We start from the raw sequence: 19,340 nt of genomic DNA, 5'->3' as shown, positions 1-19,340 counted from the left end.
TCTTCCGGGCGGGCGGGGCGCCACCGGTCTCCCGCAGGGCCGGGGCCCCGGCCCCCGTCACCCCAGCGGCACCGTCACCTCGCCCGCTCCCCGGACCTCCGGCCCGCCCGCCACGCGCACCGTGAACGGCCGCCCGGTGCCCGACGCGGTGACCCGCAGGACGTCGCCGTCGCGCACGACCCGGAAGGACGCGGCCCGCGCGCCCGTCGTGTCGGGCACGGTGACCTCGGCCTCGTAACGGGGCGAGGAGGGCGGGTGGACGAGCAGGACCGGCGCGTCCAGCCAGTCGCCGTCCGGCCGCGCGTCGTCGGAGGCCAGCGGCAGCACGGCGCCCTCCCTGACGTACAGCGGGAGGCTGTCGTAGCCGTGCCGTTCGGTGCGCCAGCGCGGGCCGGTGACCGTCTCGCCGCTCAGCAGATGGGTCCAGGTGCCCTCGGGCAGGTAGACCTCCACCTCGCCGCCCGTGTCGAACACGGGGGCGACGAGCAGATCCGGGCCCAGCATGTACTGGCGGTCCAGCTGACGGCACGACGGGTCGCCCGGGAACTCCAGCACCATCGGCCGCATCATCGGCACCCCGGTGTCGTGCGCCTCGACGGCGGCGCCGTACAGGTAGGGCATCAGCCGGTGCTTGAGCAGGGTGAACCGCCGGGCGACGTCCACCGCCTCGTCGCCGAACTCCCACGGCACCCGGTACGACGTGGAACCGTGCAGCCGGCTGTGGGACGACAGCAGACCGAAGGCGAGCCACCGCTTGAACACCGAGGGGTCCGGCGTGCCCTCGAAACCGCCGATGTCGTGACTCCAGAAACCGAACCCGCTCAGCGACAGCGACAGGCCGCCCCGCAGCGACTCGGCCATCGCCTCGAAGGACGACCAGCAGTCGCCGCCCCAGTGCACCGGATACTGCTGCCCGCCGGCGGTCGCGGACCGGGCGAAGAGCACGGCCTCGCCCTGCCCGCGCTCCTTCTCGAGAAGCTCGAACACCGTCCGGTTGTAGAGCTGCGTGTAGTAGTTGTGCATCCGCTCGGGGTCCGAGCCGTCGTGCCAGACCACGTCGGTGGGGATGCGCTCGCCGAAGTCCGTCTTGAAACAGTCCACACCCTGGTCGAGCAGGGGCTTCAGCTTCGACTGGAACCAGGCCCGCGCCTCGGGGCTGGTGAAGTCGACCAGGCCCATGCCGGCCTGCCACAGGTCCCACTGCCACACGTCGCCGTCGGCCCGGCGCACCAGGTGCCCGAGAGCGGCGGCCTCGTCGAACAGCGGCGACTTCTGCGCGATGTACGGGTTGATCCAGGCACTGATCCGCAGGCCCTTCTCCTTGAGCCGGGCCAGCATGCCGTCCGGGTCCGGGAAGACGTCGGGATCCCACTGGAAGTCGCACCACTGGTACTCGCGCATCCAGAAGCAGTCGAAGTGGAACACCGTGAGCGGGATGCCGCGTTCGGCCATGCCGTCCACGAACGACGTCACCGTCTCCTCGTCGTACGAGGTGGTGAACGAGGTGCTGAGCCACAGGCCGAACGACCAGGCCGGCGGCAGGGCGGGGCGGCCGGTGAGGGCCGTGTAACGGGTGAGGACGTCCTTCGGGGTGGGGCCGGCGACGACGTAGTACTCCAGCGCCTGGTCCTCGACGCTGAACTGCACCTGGCCGACCGACTCCGAGCCCACCTCGAAGGACACCGCACCGGGGTGGTTGACGAAGACGCCGTAACCGCGGGACGACAGGTAGAACGGGATGTTCTTGTAGGACTGCTCGCTGCTGGTGCCGCCGTCGGCCTGCCAGACGTCGACCGTCTGGCCGTTCTTGACGAACGGGGTGAAGCGTTCGCCGAGGCCGTAGACCTGTTCCCCGACACCCAGTGCCAGCCGGGTCAGCATGTGGTGTCCCGCCCCGTGGCCGGTGGTGACGAAGGCGGTGTTCCTGGCGTCCGCGCGGGTCAGCTCACGCCCGCCGGCGTCGTGGAAGGTGAGCGCGAAGGGGCCGGACCCGTCGAGGCGGAGCGTCAGCGGACCGCTGGTCAGCTCGGTGACCGGGCCGTCCTGGCGTACCGTCCCGGCGCCGTCGGCGTCGCCGCCCAGGGCGAAGTCGGGCCCCGGCCGCCGCTTGCCCGCGTGATGGGTGACGCGGACACCGATGACGCCCTCGGCGGGGGAGAAGCACTCGACCGTGACGAGCGGTGCGTTGAGGGTGTCGCCCCTCCGTGCCACCTTCCGTACGGAAGCGTAGCTGGTGAAGCGCTTCGATTCCGGGCGCACCTCGCGTACCTCGGTGGCGTACGAGATCTGGACACCGTCGCGGATGCGCCAGAAGCCGTCGGTGAACTTCATGATCTTCCTCGATGGGGGAGGGGGTGATGACGGGAGGAAAGCGGTATTTGACCAGGAACTATGACAGGTTCAAGGGTTTCTGTCACGTCCTGGCGCGGTGAGATCGCGCTGTCGGAGGGCTAGCGCGACCGGCGTCCGCTGACGTATTAGTAATCAGGAAAAACAAATTACACCCGACCTCAGAGCCGAGTTTCCCACGAGCAGGGCCGACTAATCGTCGAAGCGCTTCACCTGCTCGGATCCTTCCTCGGCCGTATCCCTCCCACGAGCCGCCCGGCCCGGCGGAACGCCGAGCCGGGCCCACCCAAGGGCACCCACCGTGACAGCACATCCCCCGGTCGCCGCGCAGCGTGGTCGGCACCGTCCACGCAGAGCCGTCACGTCCTTCGCCGCTGTCGCCGCCCTGGTCGCCGGGGCGGCACTCACCGGCTGCGCACAGCAACGGGACAGTGACGTGTACACCGTGATGAACTCCTCGACCGACGAGTCCTACCACCGCTGGGACGCCGAGGCGATGGCCCGCTGCGGCAAGCGGCTCGGCCTCCGCATCGAGCAGCAGAGCGTCCCCGCCGCGCAGGTGATGACGAAGGCACTGCGCATGGCCTCGTCGAAGTCGCTGCCTGACATCGTGCAGTTCGACGCCTCCGAGATGCCGACCTTCGCCGAGGCGGGCGGACTCGTCGACCTGCGCACCCTCGGCCTCGAAACCGACGAGATCCCCCGGGGCATCGTGGAGTTCGGCTCCTACCGGGGCACCTACTACGGCGCGGCCCGCTCCGTGAACACCCTCGCCCTCTTCTACGACAAGGACATCCTGGACCGGGCCGGCCTGGAGGTCCCCGCCACCTGGGACGAACTGCGCGACACGGCGAAACAGCTCACCGAGGGCAAGCGCTACGGCCTGGCGCTCAGCGCGGGCGGCGCCGAGGACGGCGTCTTCCAGTTCACGCCCTTCATGTGGTCCAACGGCGGCGACGAGACCCGGCTGGACGGCCCGCAGGTCGTCGAGGCGCTCGACTACTGGAAGGCGCTGCTCCAGGACGGTTCGCTGTCCAAGTCCACCGTCAACTGGACCCAGGCCGACGTCAATGACCAGTTCATGGCCGGCAACGCCGCCATGATGATCAACGGTCCGTGGCAGGTCGAGACCCTCAACAGCGATGAGTCCCTGCACTGGGGCATCGCCCGGATCCCCGTCCCGCGGGCCGGCGACGCCTCGGTGGGACCGCTCGGCGGCGCGGTGCTCACCGTGCCGAAAACCGGTGACGAGGACCGTGAGAGGACGGCCGGCCACATCGTCGCCTGCCTCGCCGGCGAGAAGGAACAGCTCACCTACGCCCTGAACAGCTGGATGGTCCCGGCCCACGAGAAGGCCGCCGCCGTCTGGCGCGACCGCGTGCCCGAACTCGACGCGCTGGCCGACCAGGTCGCCGAGGCCCGCTCCCGCACCGGCAGGCTCGGCGCCGGCTGGTCCTCCGTGTCCCTCGCGCTGCAGAGCGCCTTCCAGTCCGCCCTGACCGGCCAGTCCAGCGAGGCCGCTCTGAAGCGCGCCCAGCAGCGGGCCGCGAGCGGGAACCGAGGTACGCGCCCATGACCACGTCCACCGCCACCGCCGCGGCCTCCACGAAGGCTTCCGAGAAGACCGCCGCCCCGGACCCGGCCCGGCTGCGCCGCCGGCGCCGGCTCGCCCAGTGGGGCTTCGTCGCCCCCGCCGTCGTCTTCATGCTGCTGTTCTTCGGCTACCCGCTCGTCCGCAACGTGGTGATGAGCTTCCAGCACTACACCCCGAAGACGTTCTTCACCGGCCGGGCACCCTTCAACGGCACCGACAACTGGTCGGCCGTCCTCCAGGACGCCCTCTTCGCCAAGGCGCTGTGGCACACCCTCGTCTTCACCGCGGGCTCCCTGCTCGGCCAGTTCTGCATCGGGCTCGCGCTCGCCGTCTTCTTCAGCCGCAGGTTCCCCCTGAACGGCGTCCTGCGGTCCCTGATCCTGCTGCCCTGGCTGGTGCCCATGGTGGTCTCCGGCATCGTCTGGCGCCGCATCCTCGACCAGGACACCGGCGTACTCAACACCTTCCTGGGCGCCCTCGGCCTCAGCGGCGACACCCCCTGGCTGACCAGCCCCGACATGGCCCTGCTGTCGGTGATCCTGGTCAACATCTGGATCGGCATCCCGTTCAACATGGTCATCCTGTACGGCGGCCTCCAGGAGATCCCGAGAGAGCTCTACGAGGCGGCCTCCCTGGACGGCGCCTCGGCCTGGCGCGCCTTCCGCTCCGTCACCCTGCCCCTGCTGAGACCGGTGATCACGGTCGTCCTCGTCCTCGGCTTCATGTCGACGGTGAAGATCCTCGACCTCATCCTCGCCCTCACCGACGGCGGCCCCGCCGACGCCACCCAGACCCTGGGCACGCTCACCTACCAGAACTCCTTCGTCCAGCTCGACTTCGGAGCGGGCGCCGTCGTCGGCAACCTCCTCATCCTCATCTCCGCGGCGTTCGCCGTGTTCTATCTGCGGGCCAACCGCACCGACGGGAAGTGACCGACATGGCCGCTCACACCCCCGCCCCCGCCGCACCACGTGCACGGGGACGCCGCCCGGGCTCCACCGCGGCGGGCCTGCTCGTCCTGGGCGTCATGCTCTTCCCGCTCTACTGGATGCTCAACACGGCACTCCAGCCCGAGGCCGGACTGCTCCAGGTCGACCCGGTACCCGGCAGTCTGGACCTGTCCGGATTCTCGAAGGCCCTCAGCGACCAGGGCGGGCACCTGCTCACCTCACTGGTCGTCTCCCTCGGCGCCGTCGCCATCTGCCTCGCCGTCTCCGCACCCGCCGCCTACGGACTGGCCTGCTTCGGGCTGCGCGGCAGCCGCGCCATCGTGTTCGGCACCCTCATCACCCAGATGGTGCCGGGCATCGTCATCGCCAACGCGCTCTACACCTCCTACGTCGACCTCGGCCTGGTCAACTCCCACTTCGGCCTGATGCTCGCGGACGCCTCGCTCGGCATCCCCTTCTCCATCGTGCTGATGCGCGCCTTCATGGTGTCCATCCCGGGAGAGGTCGTCGAGGCCGCGCAGATCGACGGCGCCGGCCCGCTGCGCACCTTCGTCCGCGTGGTGCTGCCGATGAGCCGCAACGCCCTGATCACCTCGGGTCTGTTCGCCTTCCTGTTCTCGTGGAGCGACTTCATGTTCGCGCTCACCCTGAACACCACCGATGACGTCAAACCGATCACCCTGGGCATCTACCAGTACATCGGCGCCCATGTCGGCGACTGGGGCGCGGTGATGGCGGCGTCCGTGCTCTCCGCCGTGCCTGCGGCGATCCTGCTCGTCCTCGCCCAGAAGTACATCGCCGCCGGCATCACCGGAGGCTCCGTCAAGTGACCACCGCACGCCCCGGGGAGAGCCCCCGGCGCATGTCCGACTTCCCGGCCTTCCCGCCCGGATTCGTCCTCGGCGCCGCGACCGCGTCCTACCGGATCGAGGGAGCGGTCCGGGAGGACGGCCGCGGCCCGTCGATCTGGGACACCTACCGTCACACCCCCGGCCTGGTGGAGGGCGGCGACACCGGAGACGTCGCCTGCGACCACGACCACCGCTCCCCCGAGGACGTCGCCCTGCTGCGCGACCTGGACGTCGGCTCCCACCGCTTCTCCGTCGCCTGGCCGCGCGTCGTGCCCGACGGCAGCGGACCGGTGAACCCCAAGGGCCTGGAATTCCACGGTCGGCGTACGCGGCTACTACGTCTGGTCCCTGCTCGACAACTTCGAGTGGGCCCACGGCCACGGCAAGCGCTTCGGCATCGTGCGCGTCGACTACGACACCCAGCGGCGCACCCCCAAGGACAGCTACCACTGGTACCGGCGGATGATCGCCGCACAGCGCCCCTGACGGACCACGGACGACAAGCGAACGCACCGGGGCCGTCCCGCCATGCGACGGCCCCTTCCGGCTCGGCTCCCGGTGCCGGGGCCGACCCCGGCGGGCCCCGTCCGGCCCTGTCGGACCGCCGCGGTCAGCCCGCCCGTGCCGGGTCGCCGTCGGCGCCGGCCTCGGGCACCGTACGGAACTCCACGTCGACGACTCCGTCGACGTTGCGGCACAGTTCCTCGAGTTCCTCGGCCGTCGCCCGGGACGACAGCTGACCGATGAGACTGACGTGACCGTGCGTCACATTCACCTCGACGGCCGAGGGCGCCTCGCCGAGCGCCCGCACCAGCACGTCCTCGACGATTTCCGTACGGATCGCCCGGTCCTCGCGCACGAAGACGCGCAGCAGGTCGCTCCTGCTCACCACACCCCTCAGCCGCCCCGCCGAATCGACCACCAGCAGCCGCTTGATCCTGTGCTGCGCCATCACCCGGGCGGCGTCCACCACGCTCCAGTCCTCGGCGGCACACAGCGCGGGCGACGTCATCAGCCCGGCGGCATCGGTGGCCCACGCCTTCTCCTGCTGGGGCACCACGCCCGGCTCCCCGGCATCGCTCTCCTGCCGGCCCCACATCTTGTGCAGCAGATCCGCCTCGGACACCACGCCCACCGGGCGGTCGTCGGCGTCCACGACGGGAACGGCCGTGATGTCGTACTCGAGCAGCAGGTGCGCGATCTCCTTGAACGGCGTTGCGCCCTGGATCCGGACGACCGCACCGCTCATCACGTCGCGCACCTTCTGGTGGCTCATCGTGGTGGTTCCTCTCTACTGCCGGCGCAAGACCGATGTAGGGACGACCCCTGTGCGCCTGAGGCCGTCACCACCATCATTGTCGGTCGGAACGCGTGAGCGGAGAAATGACGGAGGCCCGCGACGGCGGTGCCGCCGGCGGGAGGGGCCACAGACACCGGTCCGGCCCCCGCCCGTCATGACGCACGAGGAGCGGGGGCCGATCGGCGCGGTCAGCAGATCCGCGGGAGCTGTTCCCCCATCGGCATGTCCACCACACGGGTGCCGCCGAGTCCGGTCCGCGCGACGACCATGCCCGGATGGTCCGTGACCGCCTCACCGATGATCGCGGCCTCGGAACCGAGGGGGTGCGCCTTCATCGCGGCCAGGACCGCGTCGGCGTGCTCCCGGGGCACGAAGGCGACGAGCTTGCCCTCGTTGGCCACGTACATCGGGTCGAGTCCCAGCATGGCGCAGGCACCGGCCACGGGCGGCGGCACCGGAACGGCGCGTTCCTGGACGACGACCCCGCAACCCGAGGCCGCGGCGATCTCGTTGAGCGAGGCGGCCAGGCCGCCGCGGGTCGGGTCGCGCAGCACACGCAGGTCCGACGTGACGGACAGCATCGCGTCGACGAGTCCGCCGAGCGCCGCGCAGTCGCTCTCGATCCCGACCTCGAACCGCAGGTTCTCGCGCTCGCTCATGATGGCCACGCCATGGACGCCGATGGCGCCGCTGACCACGACGACATCGCCGGGGGTCACCCGCTCCGGGCGCAGGTCGACCCCCGCCGGCACCAGGCCGATGCCCGAGGTGTTGATGTAGACGCCGTCACCGTGCCCCGCCTCCACGACTTTGGTGTCGCCCGTGACCACGCGCACTCCGGCCGCCCGGGCGGCGGCACCGAGCGCCTCGGCCACGCGGGAGACGGTGTCGAGTTCGACCCCCTCCTCCAGGATCAGGCCGCACGACAGGAAGGCCGCGCGCGCCCCGCTCATGGCCAGGTCGTTGACGGTGCCGTTGACGGCGAGGTCACCGATGCTCCCCCCGGGGAAGAACAAGGGCCGGACGACGAAGGAGTCGGTGGAGAACGCGAGCCGCGCACCGCCGAGTTCGACCACGGCGGAGTCGGTCAGCGCGGCCTGCACGGGCCCGCCGAGCCCCGGAAGGACGACCTGCTCGATCAACTCGGCGGACATGGCGCCGCCCCCGCCGTGGCCCATCACCACGCGCGGCCGGTCGCGCACCGGCGCCGGGCAGGTCCAGGAGAGCAGGTCCGGGCGTGCGGTGGTGTCAGACAACGGAGCTGTCCTCCCGGTTCGGGACCCTCACGGCCGTCGTGTCGCCGGCCGTCGGCGCGACGGCCGGCGACGGGCGGGAGCCGGGGCGGGCCGGCAGGTCCAGCCGCCGGTACAGGTAGTACGCGGCGCAGGCGCCCTCACTGGAGACCATGGTGGCGCCGAGCGGAGTGCGCGGGGTGCACGTCGTCCCGAACGCCTCGCACTCGTGCGGCTTCAGCAGCCCCTGGAGCACCTCTCCGCTGCGGCACTCGGCCGGTTCGAGCGTGGTGATGTCCCCGACCTGGAAGCGGTGCTCGGCGTCGTAGTCCCGGTAGCGCGCCGACAGGCGCCAGCCGCTGTCCGGGATGACGCCGATGCCGCGCCAGGCGCGATCGGCGACCTCGAAGACGTCGTCCAGCATGGCCCGCGCGGCGGGGTTGCCCTCGGGCGGGACCGCCCGAGGGTAGGCGTTGTCGACCGTGTGCTCCCCCCGTTCCAGCTGCCGCACGGTCCGCCGTACGCCTTCCAGGACGTCCAGCGGCTCGAAACCGGTCACCACGATGGGCACCCGGAACCGCTCGGCGAGCGCCGGGTACTCGGCCGTTCCCATCACACTGCACACATGTCCGGCCGCCAGGAACGCCTGCACCCGGCAGTCCGGCGACTGCATGATCGCCTCGATCGCGGGTGGGACCCGGACGTGCGAGACGAGCAGGCTGAAGTTGCGGATGCCGCGCCTGCGGGCCTGGTGCACCGTCATGGCGTTGGGCGGCGCCGTGGTCTCGAAGCCGATGCCGAAGAACACGACCTCCCGGTCCGGGTTCTCCTCCGCGAGCCGGAGCGCGTCGAGCGGGGAGTACACGACGCGCACGTCACCGCCTTCGGCGCGGACCTGGAACAGGTCACGGCCCGAACCCGGGACCCGGAGCATGTCGCCGAAGGAACAGAAGATCACCTCCGGTCGCGAGGCGATCTCCAGTGCCTTGTCGATCACCTCCAGCGGCGTCACACACACCGGGCAACCCGGTCCGTGAATCAACTCCACTTCATCGGGCAGCAGTTGGTCGATTCCGTGCCGGATGATGCTGTGGGTCTGGCCGCCGCACACCTCCATCAGCGCCCACGGCCTGGTCACCGTCGCCCTGATGTCGTCGAGCAGCCGTGCCGCCAGATCGGGGTCCTGGAACTCGTCGATGTACTTCATCGCTGCACCTCCCGGCCGAGGCCGTCACTGTCGCCGGCCTGCGCGGCCTGCTCCCATGGATCGCCGAACTCCTCCTGCAGCATGCCGAGGTTCTCGAACAGCTCCAGGGTCCGGCGGGCCGACTCCTCGTCCAGCCGCTGCAGGGCGAAGCCGACATGGACGATGGCGTACTCGCCGACCCGCAGGTCGGGCAGGTACTCCAGGCACACCTCCTTGACCACCCCGCCGAAGTCGACGGTGGCCATCCGGGTGCCGTCCCGGTCCTCGACGCTCAGCACTCTGCCGGGTACCGCCAGGCACATACGTATCTCCTCACTTGTCGTGGCTCGTGGCTCGTGGCTCGTGGTTCGGGCCTGCGCCCGTCACCCGGTCCCGGCTCGCGCCCGGGCGCCCACCACCATCTGTCCGAGGGCCAGTCCGCCGTCGTTCGGCGGGACTTCGCGGTGACGCATCACGGTGAAACCGTCCGCGCGCAGGTCTCGGGCGCAGGCCGAGGAGAGCAGCGTGTTGGAGAACACGCCGCCGGTCAGCGCAACCGTCCGCAGACCGGTGGCCTCCCCGGCCGCGGCGCACACCGTCCGCACCAGGCGGGCGACGGCGAGATGGAAGCGAGCGGCGATCACCCCCACGGGCACGCCCTGCTCCACGTCCTCGACGACCGCGGCCAGCAGGGGCCCCGGGGCGGCGGTGAGCGGCGCGGTGCCCGGGTCCGGACGCCCCTCCAGGCGGAAGACGTAGCGCGGGTCGTCGGCCACGTCGCCGGCGGCCACCGCCGCCGCCTCCAGTTCGATCGCCGGCTGCGCCTCGTATCCCGTGTGCTGGCAGACTCCCGCCAGCGATGCGACGGCGTCGAAGAGTCGGCCCATGCTGGATGTCGGCACACAGTTCAGTCCTTGCGCCAACTGGGCATCCAGGACAGTAAGTTCAGCGGGCGGGCAGGCGGCCGTGCACGGCAGGCCGGGGCCGGCGGCGATGCCCGCCGCGTGCAGATGCGCCAAGGCCATGCGGTACGGCCGTCGCACCGCCGTGTCGCCGCCGGGCAGCGGTACGTAGGCCAGATGCGCGAACCGCTGGAATCCGTCGTAGTCCGCGACCAGGAACTCGCCGCCCCACACGGCGCCGTCGTCCCCGTACCCGGTGCCGTCGTAGGCCACCCCGATCACCCGGTCGCCGGCCGGCACGCCGTGCTCGGCCATCACGGCGGCGATGTGCGCGTGATGGTGCTGGACCCGGACCACCGGGCGGCCCTCGGCGTGCCGCCGGGCCCACGCCCCCGACCGGTATCCCGGGTGACCGTCGGTGACCAGCACCGTCGGACGCACACCGGTCACCGACTCCAACTGCCGCTCGGCACGGCCGAACGCCCGCTGCGTGGCCAGGTCGTCCATGTCCCCGACATGGGCGGACAGCCAGGCCTTGTCGCTCTGCGCGAGGCAGAAGGCGTTCTTCAGATCGCCGCCGACGGCGAGCGCGGGGACCACCGGCACGGGCAGGGTGACCGGCAGGGGGGCATAGCCGCGTGAGCGGCGCAGCACCAGCGGCTCGCCGTCACAGACGCGGACCACGGAGTCGTCGCACGGCACATGGATGGGGCGGTCGTGCGTGAGCCAGGCGTCGGCCAGACCGGCCAGCCGTTCCAGGGCGTCCTCGTCGTCCGTGACGATGGGTTCCCCCGACACGTTGCCGCTCGTCATCACCAGCAGACGCGGTGCTCCCGCGGGCGCCACCGCATCCGCGGTCCCCAGCAGCAGGTGATGCACCGGGGTGTACGGCAGCATGATGCCGAGGTCGGGACTGCCCGGCGCGACGGCGTCGGCGGGAACGAGCATGCGGGACGTCGCCCGGACGCCGGTGCGCCGTCGCATCAGGACGACGGGCCGCACCCGCCCGGTGAGCAGCTCCCGTTCCGCGGCACTCATGTGCACCAGGTGCTCGATGTCCCGCACGTGCGCGGCCATCAGCGCGAACGGCTTGTCCCCGCGGGCCTTGCGGCGGCGGAGCGCGGTGACCGCCTCCGGCCGGGTGGCGTCACAGGCCAGGTGGTAGCCGCCGATGCCCTTGACGGCGAGGACGGCTCCCGCGGCGAGCAGCGAGCGCGCCCCGGCGACGGGGTCGTCGCCGGGAGGCGCGGTGACCCCGGGGCCCGCGACGAGCCGCAGACGCGGACCGCAGGACGGACAGGCGACGGGCTGCGCGTGGAACCGCCGGTCGGCGGGATCGTGGTACTCGCGGGCGCAGTCGGGGCACAGGGGAAAGCGCGCCATCGTCGTGTGCTCGCGGTCGTACGGCAGGCCGGTGACGATGGTGAAACGCGGCCCGCAGTGCGTACAGGTGACGAACGGGTGCCGGTGGCGCCGGTCGGCGGGGTCGCCGAGCTCGGCCAGGCAGTCGTCGCAGGTCGCCGTGTCGGGCGCGACCAGCGTGCGGACGGGATCGCCGGCGCGGGACGGGACGATGCGGAACCCGCTGTCCGCGACGGCGGCGATCCCGGTCGTCTCCACCGATTCCACCACCGCGAGCGGGGGAGCGTCGGGCAGGAGGCGGGAGCAGAACAGATCGACGGCCGAAGGCGGACCCTCGACCTCCACGACCACACCGTCGCCGGTGTTGGTGACGTACCCGGTGAGCCGCAGATCGGTGGCCATCCCGTACACGAAGGGGCGGAAGCCCACCCCCTGCACCACGCCCCGTACGACGACGCGGGCGCGCCGCACGGCGGCCGCCACGTCGGCGGGCGGGAGGGTGCTCACGCCTGCGCCCGGGCCATCACCGGAGCGTGAACGGCGTTCCCCTCGGCCGCCGCGAGCGCCTGGTCGACCAGGACACCGGCCCCCTCGCCGGTGCGTGCGGAGGTGAGCACCACGTCCACGCCGGGGTTCACCTGCTCCACGTGGGCGCGGAAAGCGGCCTCGTCGAACTCGGCGGGCCCGGCGAGGTCGGACTTGGTGACCAGCACCAGCTGGGCGAGACCGAACGAGGTGGGGTACTTGAGCGGCTTGTCCTCACCCTCGGTGACGGAGGCGAGGACCACGCGCAGCGACTCCCCGAGGTCGTAGGAGGCCGGACAGACGAGATTGCCCACGTTCTCCACGAACAGCAGGCGGGTGCCCTCGGGCAGCCAGTCGTGCAGATGCCCGGCGAGCATGTCCGCCTCCAGATGGCACAGCCCGTCGGTGAGCACCTGCTTGACCGGGACGCCCGAACGGGCCAGGCGCAAGGCGTCGTTCTCGGTGGCGAGGTCCGCGGTGAGGGCCGCGGCCCTGATGCCGCGCTCCCGGGCCAGCAGCAGTTCACGCTCCAGCAGGGCCGTCTTGCCGCTGCCGGGGCTCGACAGGAGGTTGACCACCGTCGTCCCCCGGGCCGACAGTTCGGTGCGCAGGATGCCTGCCGCCATGGTGTTCTTGGCGAGCACGGCCTGCCGGAGGTCGACTGTGCGGCACATCATCAGCTCTCCTTGTGAAGGGTTGCAGGGGCAGGGGCAGGGGCAGGTGCGGGGGAGGGGCCGGGGGCGGGGGAATCCGCCGCCCAGTGCACTTCGGTGATCCTCAGCTCACGGCCCGACAACAGCTCGGTGGCACCCCCGCGACAGGAGGCGCAGATCATGTCCGGGGGCATCCCGGTGTCCCAGGTCCGCCCGCACGGCGCGCACGACGCCCGGCCGGGCACGGACCCGGTGACGAGTTCGGCGCCCTGGAGAACCGTCCCGGAACAGGCGAGTTCGAAGCAGAAGGCGAGTGCGTCGGGGACGACTCCGGCGAGTTCGCCGATGTCGAGGCGGACCCGGCGCACGCCGCGCGCGGAGCGGGACCGTGCCGCCTGCTCGACCTGGTCCACGATCGACAGGGCGACGGACATCTCGTGCATCGCCTCTCCGTTCTCGGCCGGGGTCGTGTCGCACCGCCCAGTAGTAGGGGGCTCGCGCCGCCGGTCCGACCGGCACGCCGGGGCGAGGCGCACGCATAGCTCTTTCGGGGCACGCCGGTTGGGCCGTCGAGCGGGCGTCCGGTGGGTCACATCCTGCGGATGCGCAGATAACGACGGACGTCCGGCCAGACGTTCGCGACGAGCGCTGCCAGGGCCGCTGCGGTGACGGCGGCCGTGGCACTGCCGATGAGGCGTTTCTTCATGGTTGCTCTCCTGAAGGCGGAAGGTGTTCTCGCCGACCGACGGGGCTCGGTCGTACGACGTGGTGTGCGGGTCGGACGACGGCTTCGTCCCGGATCAGTTCGCCGACCATGCGCACCGCTCCGGACACGGCGTCGGCCACCGGCGGGCTGAGGCCGATGCCCTCCTCGACGGTCTCGGGTTCGCAGCCGACCACCAGGGTGCGCCGCGGTGGCACCGCTCCGGTGCCCGCGCACAGGGTGTCCAGCAGGGCCAGTACGGCATCGGGCGACATCCGGTGGCCGTCCAGGGCGACACCGTCCGGCGGCTGCCTGCTTGCAGGCTCCGTGGCGTCGATCAGGTACAGCGTTCCGGGCTCCCCGCCGCGTGCCGTCGCGTCGAGGAGGACGAGCGTGTCGTAGCCGTCGAGGAGCCGGTACGCCAGATGGACGCCGCGGATGCCGATGTCGGCGACTTCGACGTCCGCGGGGCATCCTTGTTCAGTCAGCCGGCGGGCGGCCTCCACCCCGAAGCCGTCGTCGCCGAGGAAGATGTTGCCCACCCCGGCGACCAGGGTGCGCGGACGGGGCGCCGGACCACTGGTCATGGGATCTCCTCGCCCTCCACGACGCCGACCTCGTCGGGCTGGAAGTAGAGATACCGGCCCTGTTCACGGCGGATGTCGGCGCCGGGATCGTCCTCGAGGGTGACCGCGATGTGCACACCGCCGTCGACGTCGTGCAGCACCGCCTCGACCAGGGCGCGCCGGCCGGCGACGAACAGGTCCTGGGCGTCGGAGTGGCGCGGCCCGGGCCGCAGCACGACGCGGCTGCCCGCCCGCACCTCCCGTCCGTCGACCAGGACATGATCACGGGCGGGATCCACGGAGGCGTCCGCGCCCGGATCCCACCAGGGCGTCTCCTGCCGGACGAAGCCGTCCTCCCCGAAGACGCCGGACGCCCCGGCGCCGGTGCCGAACCCCGGTACGTCCGGCGCCGGGGAGCGCAGCGCGGACCCCCCGGGCGTGGCGACCTCGCGCAGGCTCCGTACCGCGCCGTGCAGTCGCTCCAGCATCTCCGCCGGCATCGATTCGGTGAGGTCGATCACCGCTGCCGCCCGGTCGTCGGTGCCTCTGGCCTCGCGCTTCTCCTCGTCGGTGAGGGCGGCGGTGCGCAGCGCGAGGATCTCGTCGATCTCCGTGGCGTCGTACAGGGCGCCGGGACTCTCCGGGGCGATGGCCGGATGGTCCTCCAGGATGATCGGAGAGGAGAGCACCAGGTCACGGGAGCCCGGCTCACCGGCCGGTACCGGCCAGGTGTGCAGATTGCGGCAGGCCGCCACGGCGCCCGCGGCCCACTGGGGCGGGTCCGTCAGCGACAGGAACTGCCCGGAGTCCAGATGCAGCAGGGTGTGGGTGGCGACCAGGGAACGGGGCAGCGCCGCATCCCGGCCGGCACCGTCCTCGGGCAGCCAGTCGCTGGTGTTCTCCACGACCACCCGCAGCCGTTGCGTGGCGTACGGTCCGTCCAGCGGGCTCGCCGACAGGCGCAGGACTCCGTCGATCTCCTCACGGCGCCGCACCAGCCGTCCCACGACCGCCCCCGTGGCGTCCCTGACGGGCTCGGTCTCCTCGGCCGCGGGACGGGTGAAGGGCACGACGGCACCGGTCCTCGCCAGCTCGTCCGCATCGACGGCCAGCCGGACCCGCTCCTCCCGGCCCTCGTCCCACGGCACCAGCACCCGGTCCTTCAGGGGCAGCTCGCGTACGGTCTCGAAACCGCCGTCCGGCAGAACGCGCTGAACCGTGCGCCGCTGGGCGTGGAGGAAGCGCACCTCGACGAAGAGGGTCGCGTCCCGACGCGGCTCCATCAGCAGTTCGGTGTGCTGGACGTCGTGCTCCGCGGCGGCCGCCGTCCAGGACGGCGGCACGAGCACGCCGAACTGCCAGCGCAGCCGGTTCTTGGCCGCCGAGGCACGGTACGGGTAGAGCACGTACCCCTCGAACAGCACGGCGTCGGCGACGTGGCGTGCCACCGCCAGCCGGGCCTCGGCCCGGGAAGTGAACGTCGTCGTGGTCACGGTGTGCTCTCCCCGGCCGCGTGCAGCAGGTGCTCGACGGTCGCCTGCCACGAGGGCAGCGCCTGCCGCGATCGGTGGGCGAGCAGCGCGTCCATGGCGTCCCGGGGCAGACGGATCCAGCCCGAGCCCGGGAAATGCTGCTCGACCATCTCCTGCCAGGTCTTCACCGGCATCCGGAACGTGGCCTCCCGGTCCCAGGGGACGGGCTCGACCTGGAAGCCCCCGGCTCCGGTGAAGGCCGTACCGGAGAACAGCATCAGCAGCGGGACCTCCCCCTCCTCCAGCGCGTGGAAGTAGCGGGAGGAGGCGATGTCCATGTCGTAGGTGCAGGGCACCACCAGATCGGTCTCCGTCTCGCCGGTGAATCCCTGCACCATCACGGGCACCTGGGCGAACTGCACGGGGTGGAGGCTGCTGCCCCAGCGGGACCGCTCCCCGAACAGGTCGGTCAGCGCCTCGGCCTCGGCGTCGCCGTAGCCCCGGCGCGCGGGCTCGATACGGATCTGGCAGCGCAGCGCCAGCGCGTGGATCCGGGTACCCGGCGAGGCGGTGATGCGCAGCCGGAACACGAGCGTGGGGCCCGCGGCGTACGGATCGGCGCGCACACCGGTGCAGGCGAAGGCGAACCCGGTCACGACCGGTCACCCCCGAACGCACGGGCCCGGCCCCGCACCTGGGTGAAGAAGGCGTCCAGGTCGGCCCGCGCCTCCGCGCCCCCGTCGAAGCCCTGCCACGTCAGTCGCATACGGCCCACCAGCTCGTAGCAGATGTCGATCGGCACCAGGTAGCACTCCACCTGCCCCTGATGGCGGCGCAGCAGCAGTGCCTCCACGTCGGGTTCGAGAACCCCGGTGAGCGGCGAGCCGTCCAGGACGGACTGCCAGGAATCCGGCTCCAGTTCGCTCTCGGTCGCTCCGGCCGGGCTCGGATAGAGCGCGACCAGGCGGTCGAGCGCGGAGTTGCGGAAGAAGAAGACGACGCCGACGGGGATGCGCAGCCGCTCCCAGGTCTGCTCGTCGAAGCGGTGCTCCGGGTCGCTCAGGCAGCGGTCGGGAACCGTGCGGAAGCGGCCCGTCGGCGCGCCCGTACGGTCCAGGAGCTGGGCGCAGGGGCCGCAGGCGCAGGCCAGCGCACGGTTCTCGACGTCCACGAGGTGCCGGTGACGCTCGTCGGGCAGCGGCACCGCGCACAGCTCGCAGCGTTCCTCGCGGGGCGGACGGGGCCCGGTGAAACGGAACAGGCCCCGGGGCGCGGAAGGTTGCCGGAGCCGTTCCGGCCCGGCCGGCAGCGCGCTCACGGCGCGGTGGTGGCCGGCGGCCGGCCGCTCGGACCGGACGGGGCCGGCGGGCCCGCACCGATCTGGAGGAGGACCGGTTCGCGTTCCGCGTCCGCCTCCAGCACCACGGCGGTCACCTCCGGCGCGAAACAGGCGAGGACGTCGCGCGCCGCCTGCTCGACGGCCTCACGGGTGCCGCCGCAGCCGCAGCCGCCCGATTCGGTGAGCCGCAGCCGCAACTCGCCCGTGGCCGGGTCGAATCCGGCACTCTCCACGGAATGCGGGACCGCGTTCAGCGCCCGCGTGACGCGGGTGGGAACGTCGTCCGGGTGCAGCCCGTGCAGGACCAGGAGGCTCGCGACGAGTTCGTCACCGAGGAGGGCCTCCCGTGCCTCCCCCACCGGCCTGTCCGGATCACGTCCGAGCAGGTCTAGGGCGCGGGCGAACCCCGCACCGTAGAACTCCATGAGGCCCCGCACGAGTTCCTCGGCGGCCTCGCACGCCGCGCGGTCCCCGGCGGCGGCGAGACGGTCGAGGATCTCCTCGACCGTCCGCCCGGCCGTCTCCGCGTCCGTCCCGCCTCGCACCCCGCTCATCCGGCCAGACCGCTCAGGCCGGTGGGTACGTGCATCGACTTCACGGTTCTGCCGTCGCCGACGTACATGTGGACGCCGCACGGCAGACACGGGTCGAAGCTGCGCACGGTGCGCATGATGTCGATGCCCTTGAAGTTCTCGGGGGTGTTCTCCTCGAAGATCGGCGTGTTCTGCACCGCGTCCTCGTACGGGCCGGGGGTGCCGTAGGTGTCACGGGTGGACGCGTTCCACGGCGTCGGCGGGTACGGGTGGTAGTTGGCGATCTTCCCGTCCCGGATGACCATGTGGTGGGAGAGGAGACCGCGCACCGCCTCGGTGAAGCCGACGCCGATGGACTCGTCCGGCACCTCGAACTTCTCCCAGGTCTGGGTGCGTCCGGCGCGCACCTCCGCGAGGCCCTTCTCCGCGCAGTGCAGGGCGACGGCGGCGGCGTAGGCCTGGAAGTAGGTGCGGGCGCGGTTGCGCTCCAGCGCGTTGCTCCACTGCGGGATCTTCCACTCGAAGGTGGTCTCCGGCTTGGTGAGCGTGCGGGGCAGGTTGATGACGACGCTGTGTCCGGTCGCCTTGACGTACCCGATGTCGACCAGCCCCGACAGGGCCGTGGACCACAGGCGGGCGAGGGGGCCGCCGCCCGTGTCGAGCGGCAGGTGGTCCTTGCCGTCGAACCAGCGGGGTGACATCACCCAGCTGTACTTGTCGTCGAAGTTCCGCTTCTGCGGGGCGGGGATGGTGTGCTGGTTCCACGGGTGGCGCGGGTCGACCGGGTTGCCGAGCGGGTCGTGGGTGACGAACTGCTCCTTGCCCGCCCAGTCCTCGTAGTACGAACTGCCCAGCAGGATGCGGATGCCGAGGTTGATCTCGGTGAGGTCGTTGGTGACCAGCTTGCCGTCCACGATCACGCCGGGGGTGACGAACATGCGGCGTCCCCAGTCCGTCATGTTGGCGTAGGTGAAGTCGCAGTACTCGGGGTCGTTGAGCGCGCCCCAGCAGCCGAGCAGCACGCGCCGTCGGCCGACCTCCTCGTAGCCGGGCAGTGCCTCGTAGAAGAAGTCGAACAGGTCGTCGTGGAGCGGCACGACCCGCTTCATGAACTCGACGTAGCGCATGAGGCGGCTCATGTAGTCCGTGAACAGCTGGACCGAACCGATGGTGCCGACGCCGCCCGGGTACAGCGTGGAGGGGTGCACGTGGCGGCCCTCCATGAGACAGAACATCTCCCGCGTGTACCGGCTGACCTGCAGCGCCTCCCGGTAGAACTCGCCCTCCAGCGGGTTGAGCGAGCGCATGATGTCGGCGATGGTGCGGTAGCCGTGCTCGCCCGCGTGCGGCGCCTCGGTGCGCTCGGCGAGTTCGAGCACCCCCGGATTGGTCTCGCGGACCATCTTCTCGCAGTAGTCGACCCCCACCAGGTTCTCCTGGAAGATGTTGTGGTCGAACATGTACTCCGCGGACTCGCCGAGGTTGATGATCCACTCGCCGAGGTGCGGCGGCTTCACCCCGTATGCCATGTTCTGCGCGTACACCGAGCAGGTGGCGTGGTTGTCACCGCAGATGCCGCAGATACGGCTGGTGATGAAGTGGGCGTCGCGCGGGTCCTTGCCGCGCATGAAGACGCTGTAGCCGCGGAAGACCGACGAGGTGCTGTAGCACTCGGCGACCCGCTTCTGCTTGAAGTCGATCTTCGTGTGGATGCCGAGACTGCCCACGATCCGGGTGATCGGGTCCCATGCCATCTCCACCAGGCCGGTGCCGTCACCGGTCGTCGTCGAGGTCGCCATTGTGTCGGTGCTGCCCTTCGGTCG

General features: G+C 71.4%; 19 protein-coding genes and 1 pseudogene. 5 read left to right on the top strand and 15 right to left on the bottom strand.

Going from position 1 to position 19,340, the window contains the following annotated elements:
- Window positions 1-57: 57 nt before the first annotated feature.
- Window positions 58-2,331 carry an alpha-xylosidase gene (yicI, locus tag OHB56_RS03430; RefSeq protein WP_406351551.1) on the bottom strand — a complete coding sequence of 758 codons (2,274 nt, stop codon included), beginning with the start codon at window positions 2,329-2,331 and terminating at the stop codon, window positions 58-60.
- A gap of 319 nt (window positions 2,332-2,650) precedes the next feature.
- Between yicI and OHB56_RS03425 the strand changes: the two genes are divergently transcribed.
- From OHB56_RS03425 to OHB56_RS03405, 5 genes and pseudogenes are all read left to right on the top strand, one after another.
- Window positions 2,651-3,925, top strand: a complete 1,275-nt coding sequence (locus OHB56_RS03425) for an ABC transporter substrate-binding protein (protein ID WP_406351549.1) — start codon at window positions 2,651-2,653, stop codon at window positions 3,923-3,925.
- Window positions 3,922-4,875: a carbohydrate ABC transporter permease gene (locus OHB56_RS03420; protein WP_406351547.1), complete on the top strand. Its 954-nt coding sequence runs from the start codon at window positions 3,922-3,924 to the stop codon at window positions 4,873-4,875. Before OHB56_RS03425 ends, OHB56_RS03420 begins: the two co-directional genes overlap by 4 nt.
- Window positions 4,876-4,880: 5 nt before the next feature.
- The gene (locus OHB56_RS03415; RefSeq protein ID WP_406351545.1) at window positions 4,881-5,723 is read left to right on the top strand and encodes a carbohydrate ABC transporter permease; all 843 of its coding nucleotides are present in this window, start codon (window positions 4,881-4,883) and stop codon (window positions 5,721-5,723) included.
- A 32-nt stretch (window positions 5,724-5,755) separates the two neighbouring features.
- A pseudogene (locus OHB56_RS03410) lies at window positions 5,756-6,067 on the top strand (family 1 glycosylhydrolase); the annotation flags it as partial.
- Between the two features lie 25 nt (window positions 6,068-6,092).
- Complete coding sequence (locus OHB56_RS03405) at window positions 6,093-6,230, top strand: family 1 glycosylhydrolase (protein WP_406358912.1); 138 nt, start codon at window positions 6,093-6,095, stop codon at window positions 6,228-6,230.
- 124 nt (window positions 6,231-6,354) lie between these two features.
- On the opposite strand, the gene OHB56_RS03400 is transcribed toward OHB56_RS03405, so the two are convergent.
- From OHB56_RS03400 to OHB56_RS03335, 14 genes are all read right to left on the bottom strand, one after another.
- Window positions 6,355-7,020: a CBS domain-containing protein gene (locus tag OHB56_RS03400; RefSeq protein ID WP_326756600.1), complete on the bottom strand. Its 666-nt coding sequence runs from the start codon at window positions 7,018-7,020 to the stop codon at window positions 6,355-6,357.
- Between the two features lie 212 nt (window positions 7,021-7,232).
- Window positions 7,233-8,300 (bottom strand): hydrogenase expression/formation protein HypE, encoded by a 1,068-nt coding sequence (hypE, locus tag OHB56_RS03395; protein ID WP_055592943.1) that lies wholly within the window; start codon window positions 8,298-8,300, stop codon window positions 7,233-7,235.
- Window positions 8,293-9,483, bottom strand: coding sequence for a hydrogenase formation protein HypD (gene hypD, locus OHB56_RS03390; RefSeq protein WP_326756601.1), 1,191 nt, complete (start codon window positions 9,481-9,483; stop codon window positions 8,293-8,295). Before hypD ends, hypE begins: the two co-directional genes overlap by 8 nt.
- On the bottom strand, window positions 9,480-9,785 hold the full coding sequence (locus OHB56_RS03385; RefSeq protein ID WP_326756602.1) for a HypC/HybG/HupF family hydrogenase formation chaperone: 306 nt from the start codon (window positions 9,783-9,785) through the stop codon (window positions 9,480-9,482). Before OHB56_RS03385 ends, hypD begins: the two co-directional genes overlap by 4 nt.
- A gap of 60 nt (window positions 9,786-9,845) precedes the next feature.
- Window positions 9,846-12,128: a carbamoyltransferase HypF gene (gene hypF / locus OHB56_RS03380; protein ID WP_406358910.1), complete on the bottom strand. Its 2,283-nt coding sequence runs from the start codon at window positions 12,126-12,128 to the stop codon at window positions 9,846-9,848.
- 101 nt (window positions 12,129-12,229) lie between these two features.
- On the bottom strand, window positions 12,230-12,925 hold the full coding sequence (gene hypB / locus OHB56_RS03375) for a hydrogenase nickel incorporation protein HypB (RefSeq protein ID WP_406358908.1): 696 nt from the start codon (window positions 12,923-12,925) through the stop codon (window positions 12,230-12,232).
- A 2-nt stretch (window positions 12,926-12,927) separates the two neighbouring features.
- A complete protein-coding gene (locus OHB56_RS03370; RefSeq protein WP_406351543.1) occupies window positions 12,928-13,347 on the bottom strand; it encodes a hydrogenase maturation nickel metallochaperone HypA in 420 nt (139 codons plus the stop codon).
- Window positions 13,348-13,493: 146 nt separating this feature from the next.
- Window positions 13,494-13,610 (bottom strand): DUF6893 family small protein, encoded by a 117-nt coding sequence (locus tag OHB56_RS03365; protein ID WP_406351541.1) that lies wholly within the window; start codon window positions 13,608-13,610, stop codon window positions 13,494-13,496.
- Entirely contained in the window at window positions 13,607-14,194 is a 588-nt protein-coding gene (locus OHB56_RS03360; protein WP_406351539.1) for a hydrogenase maturation protease, read from the bottom strand. The genes OHB56_RS03365 and OHB56_RS03360 overlap by 4 nt, the downstream gene beginning before the upstream one ends.
- The gene (locus OHB56_RS03355; RefSeq protein ID WP_326756605.1) at window positions 14,191-15,666 is read right to left on the bottom strand and encodes a hypothetical protein; all 1,476 of its coding nucleotides are present in this window, start codon (window positions 15,664-15,666) and stop codon (window positions 14,191-14,193) included. The genes OHB56_RS03360 and OHB56_RS03355 overlap by 4 nt, the downstream gene beginning before the upstream one ends.
- Entirely contained in the window at window positions 15,663-16,301 is a 639-nt protein-coding gene (locus OHB56_RS03350) for a DUF6084 family protein (RefSeq protein ID WP_326756606.1), read from the bottom strand. Before OHB56_RS03350 ends, OHB56_RS03355 begins: the two co-directional genes overlap by 4 nt.
- Window positions 16,298-16,963 (bottom strand): DUF5947 family protein, encoded by a 666-nt coding sequence (locus OHB56_RS03345; protein WP_326756607.1) that lies wholly within the window; start codon window positions 16,961-16,963, stop codon window positions 16,298-16,300. The genes OHB56_RS03350 and OHB56_RS03345 overlap by 4 nt, the downstream gene beginning before the upstream one ends.
- A complete protein-coding gene (locus OHB56_RS03340; RefSeq protein WP_406351536.1) occupies window positions 16,960-17,538 on the bottom strand; it encodes a hypothetical protein in 579 nt (192 codons plus the stop codon). Before OHB56_RS03340 ends, OHB56_RS03345 begins: the two co-directional genes overlap by 4 nt.
- Window positions 17,535-19,316, bottom strand: coding sequence for a nickel-dependent hydrogenase large subunit (locus OHB56_RS03335; RefSeq protein ID WP_055595282.1), 1,782 nt, complete (start codon window positions 19,314-19,316; stop codon window positions 17,535-17,537). Before OHB56_RS03335 ends, OHB56_RS03340 begins: the two co-directional genes overlap by 4 nt.
- Window positions 19,317-19,340: the final 24 nt, after the last annotated feature.

Source organism: Streptomyces sp. NBC_01635, from assembly GCF_045209715.1.
Lineage (GTDB): Bacteria > Actinomycetota > Actinomycetes > Streptomycetales > Streptomycetaceae > Streptomyces > Streptomyces hirsutus.
This window is presented reverse-complemented; position numbering and strand designations above follow the sequence as displayed.

Excerpts from the sequence above, each read along its gene's own strand:
- yicI (WP_406351551.1), bottom strand. The coding sequence starts at position 2,331 with ATGAAGTTCACCGACGGCTTCTGGCGCATCCGCGACGGTGTCCAGATC.
- OHB56_RS03420 (WP_406351547.1), top strand. The coding sequence starts at position 3,922 with ATGACCACGTCCACCGCCACCGCCGCGGCCTCCACGAAGGCTTCCGAG.
- OHB56_RS03415 (WP_406351545.1), top strand. The coding sequence starts at position 4,881 with ATGGCCGCTCACACCCCCGCCCCCGCCGCACCACGTGCACGGGGACGC.
- OHB56_RS03400 (WP_326756600.1), bottom strand. The coding sequence starts at position 7,020 with ATGAGCCACCAGAAGGTGCGCGACGTGATGAGCGGTGCGGTCGTCCGG.
- hypD (WP_326756601.1), bottom strand. The coding sequence starts at position 9,483 with ATGAAGTACATCGACGAGTTCCAGGACCCCGATCTGGCGGCACGGCTG.
- OHB56_RS03385 (WP_326756602.1), bottom strand. The coding sequence starts at position 9,785 with ATGTGCCTGGCGGTACCCGGCAGAGTGCTGAGCGTCGAGGACCGGGAC.
- hypF (WP_406358910.1), bottom strand. The coding sequence starts at position 12,128 with ATGGCCACCGATCTGCGGCTCACCGGGTACGTCACCAACACCGGCGAC.
- hypB (WP_406358908.1), bottom strand. The coding sequence starts at position 12,925 with ATGTGCCGCACAGTCGACCTCCGGCAGGCCGTGCTCGCCAAGAACACC.
- OHB56_RS03370 (WP_406351543.1), bottom strand. The coding sequence starts at position 13,347 with ATGCACGAGATGTCCGTCGCCCTGTCGATCGTGGACCAGGTCGAGCAG.
- OHB56_RS03365 (WP_406351541.1), bottom strand. The coding sequence starts at position 13,610 with ATGAAGAAACGCCTCATCGGCAGTGCCACGGCCGCCGTCACCGCAGCG.
- OHB56_RS03360 (WP_406351539.1), bottom strand. The coding sequence starts at position 14,194 with ATGACCAGTGGTCCGGCGCCCCGTCCGCGCACCCTGGTCGCCGGGGTG.
- OHB56_RS03340 (WP_406351536.1), bottom strand. The coding sequence starts at position 17,538 with ATGAGCGGGGTGCGAGGCGGGACGGACGCGGAGACGGCCGGGCGGACG.
- OHB56_RS03335 (WP_055595282.1), bottom strand. The coding sequence starts at position 19,316 with ATGGCGACCTCGACGACGACCGGTGACGGCACCGGCCTGGTGGAGATG.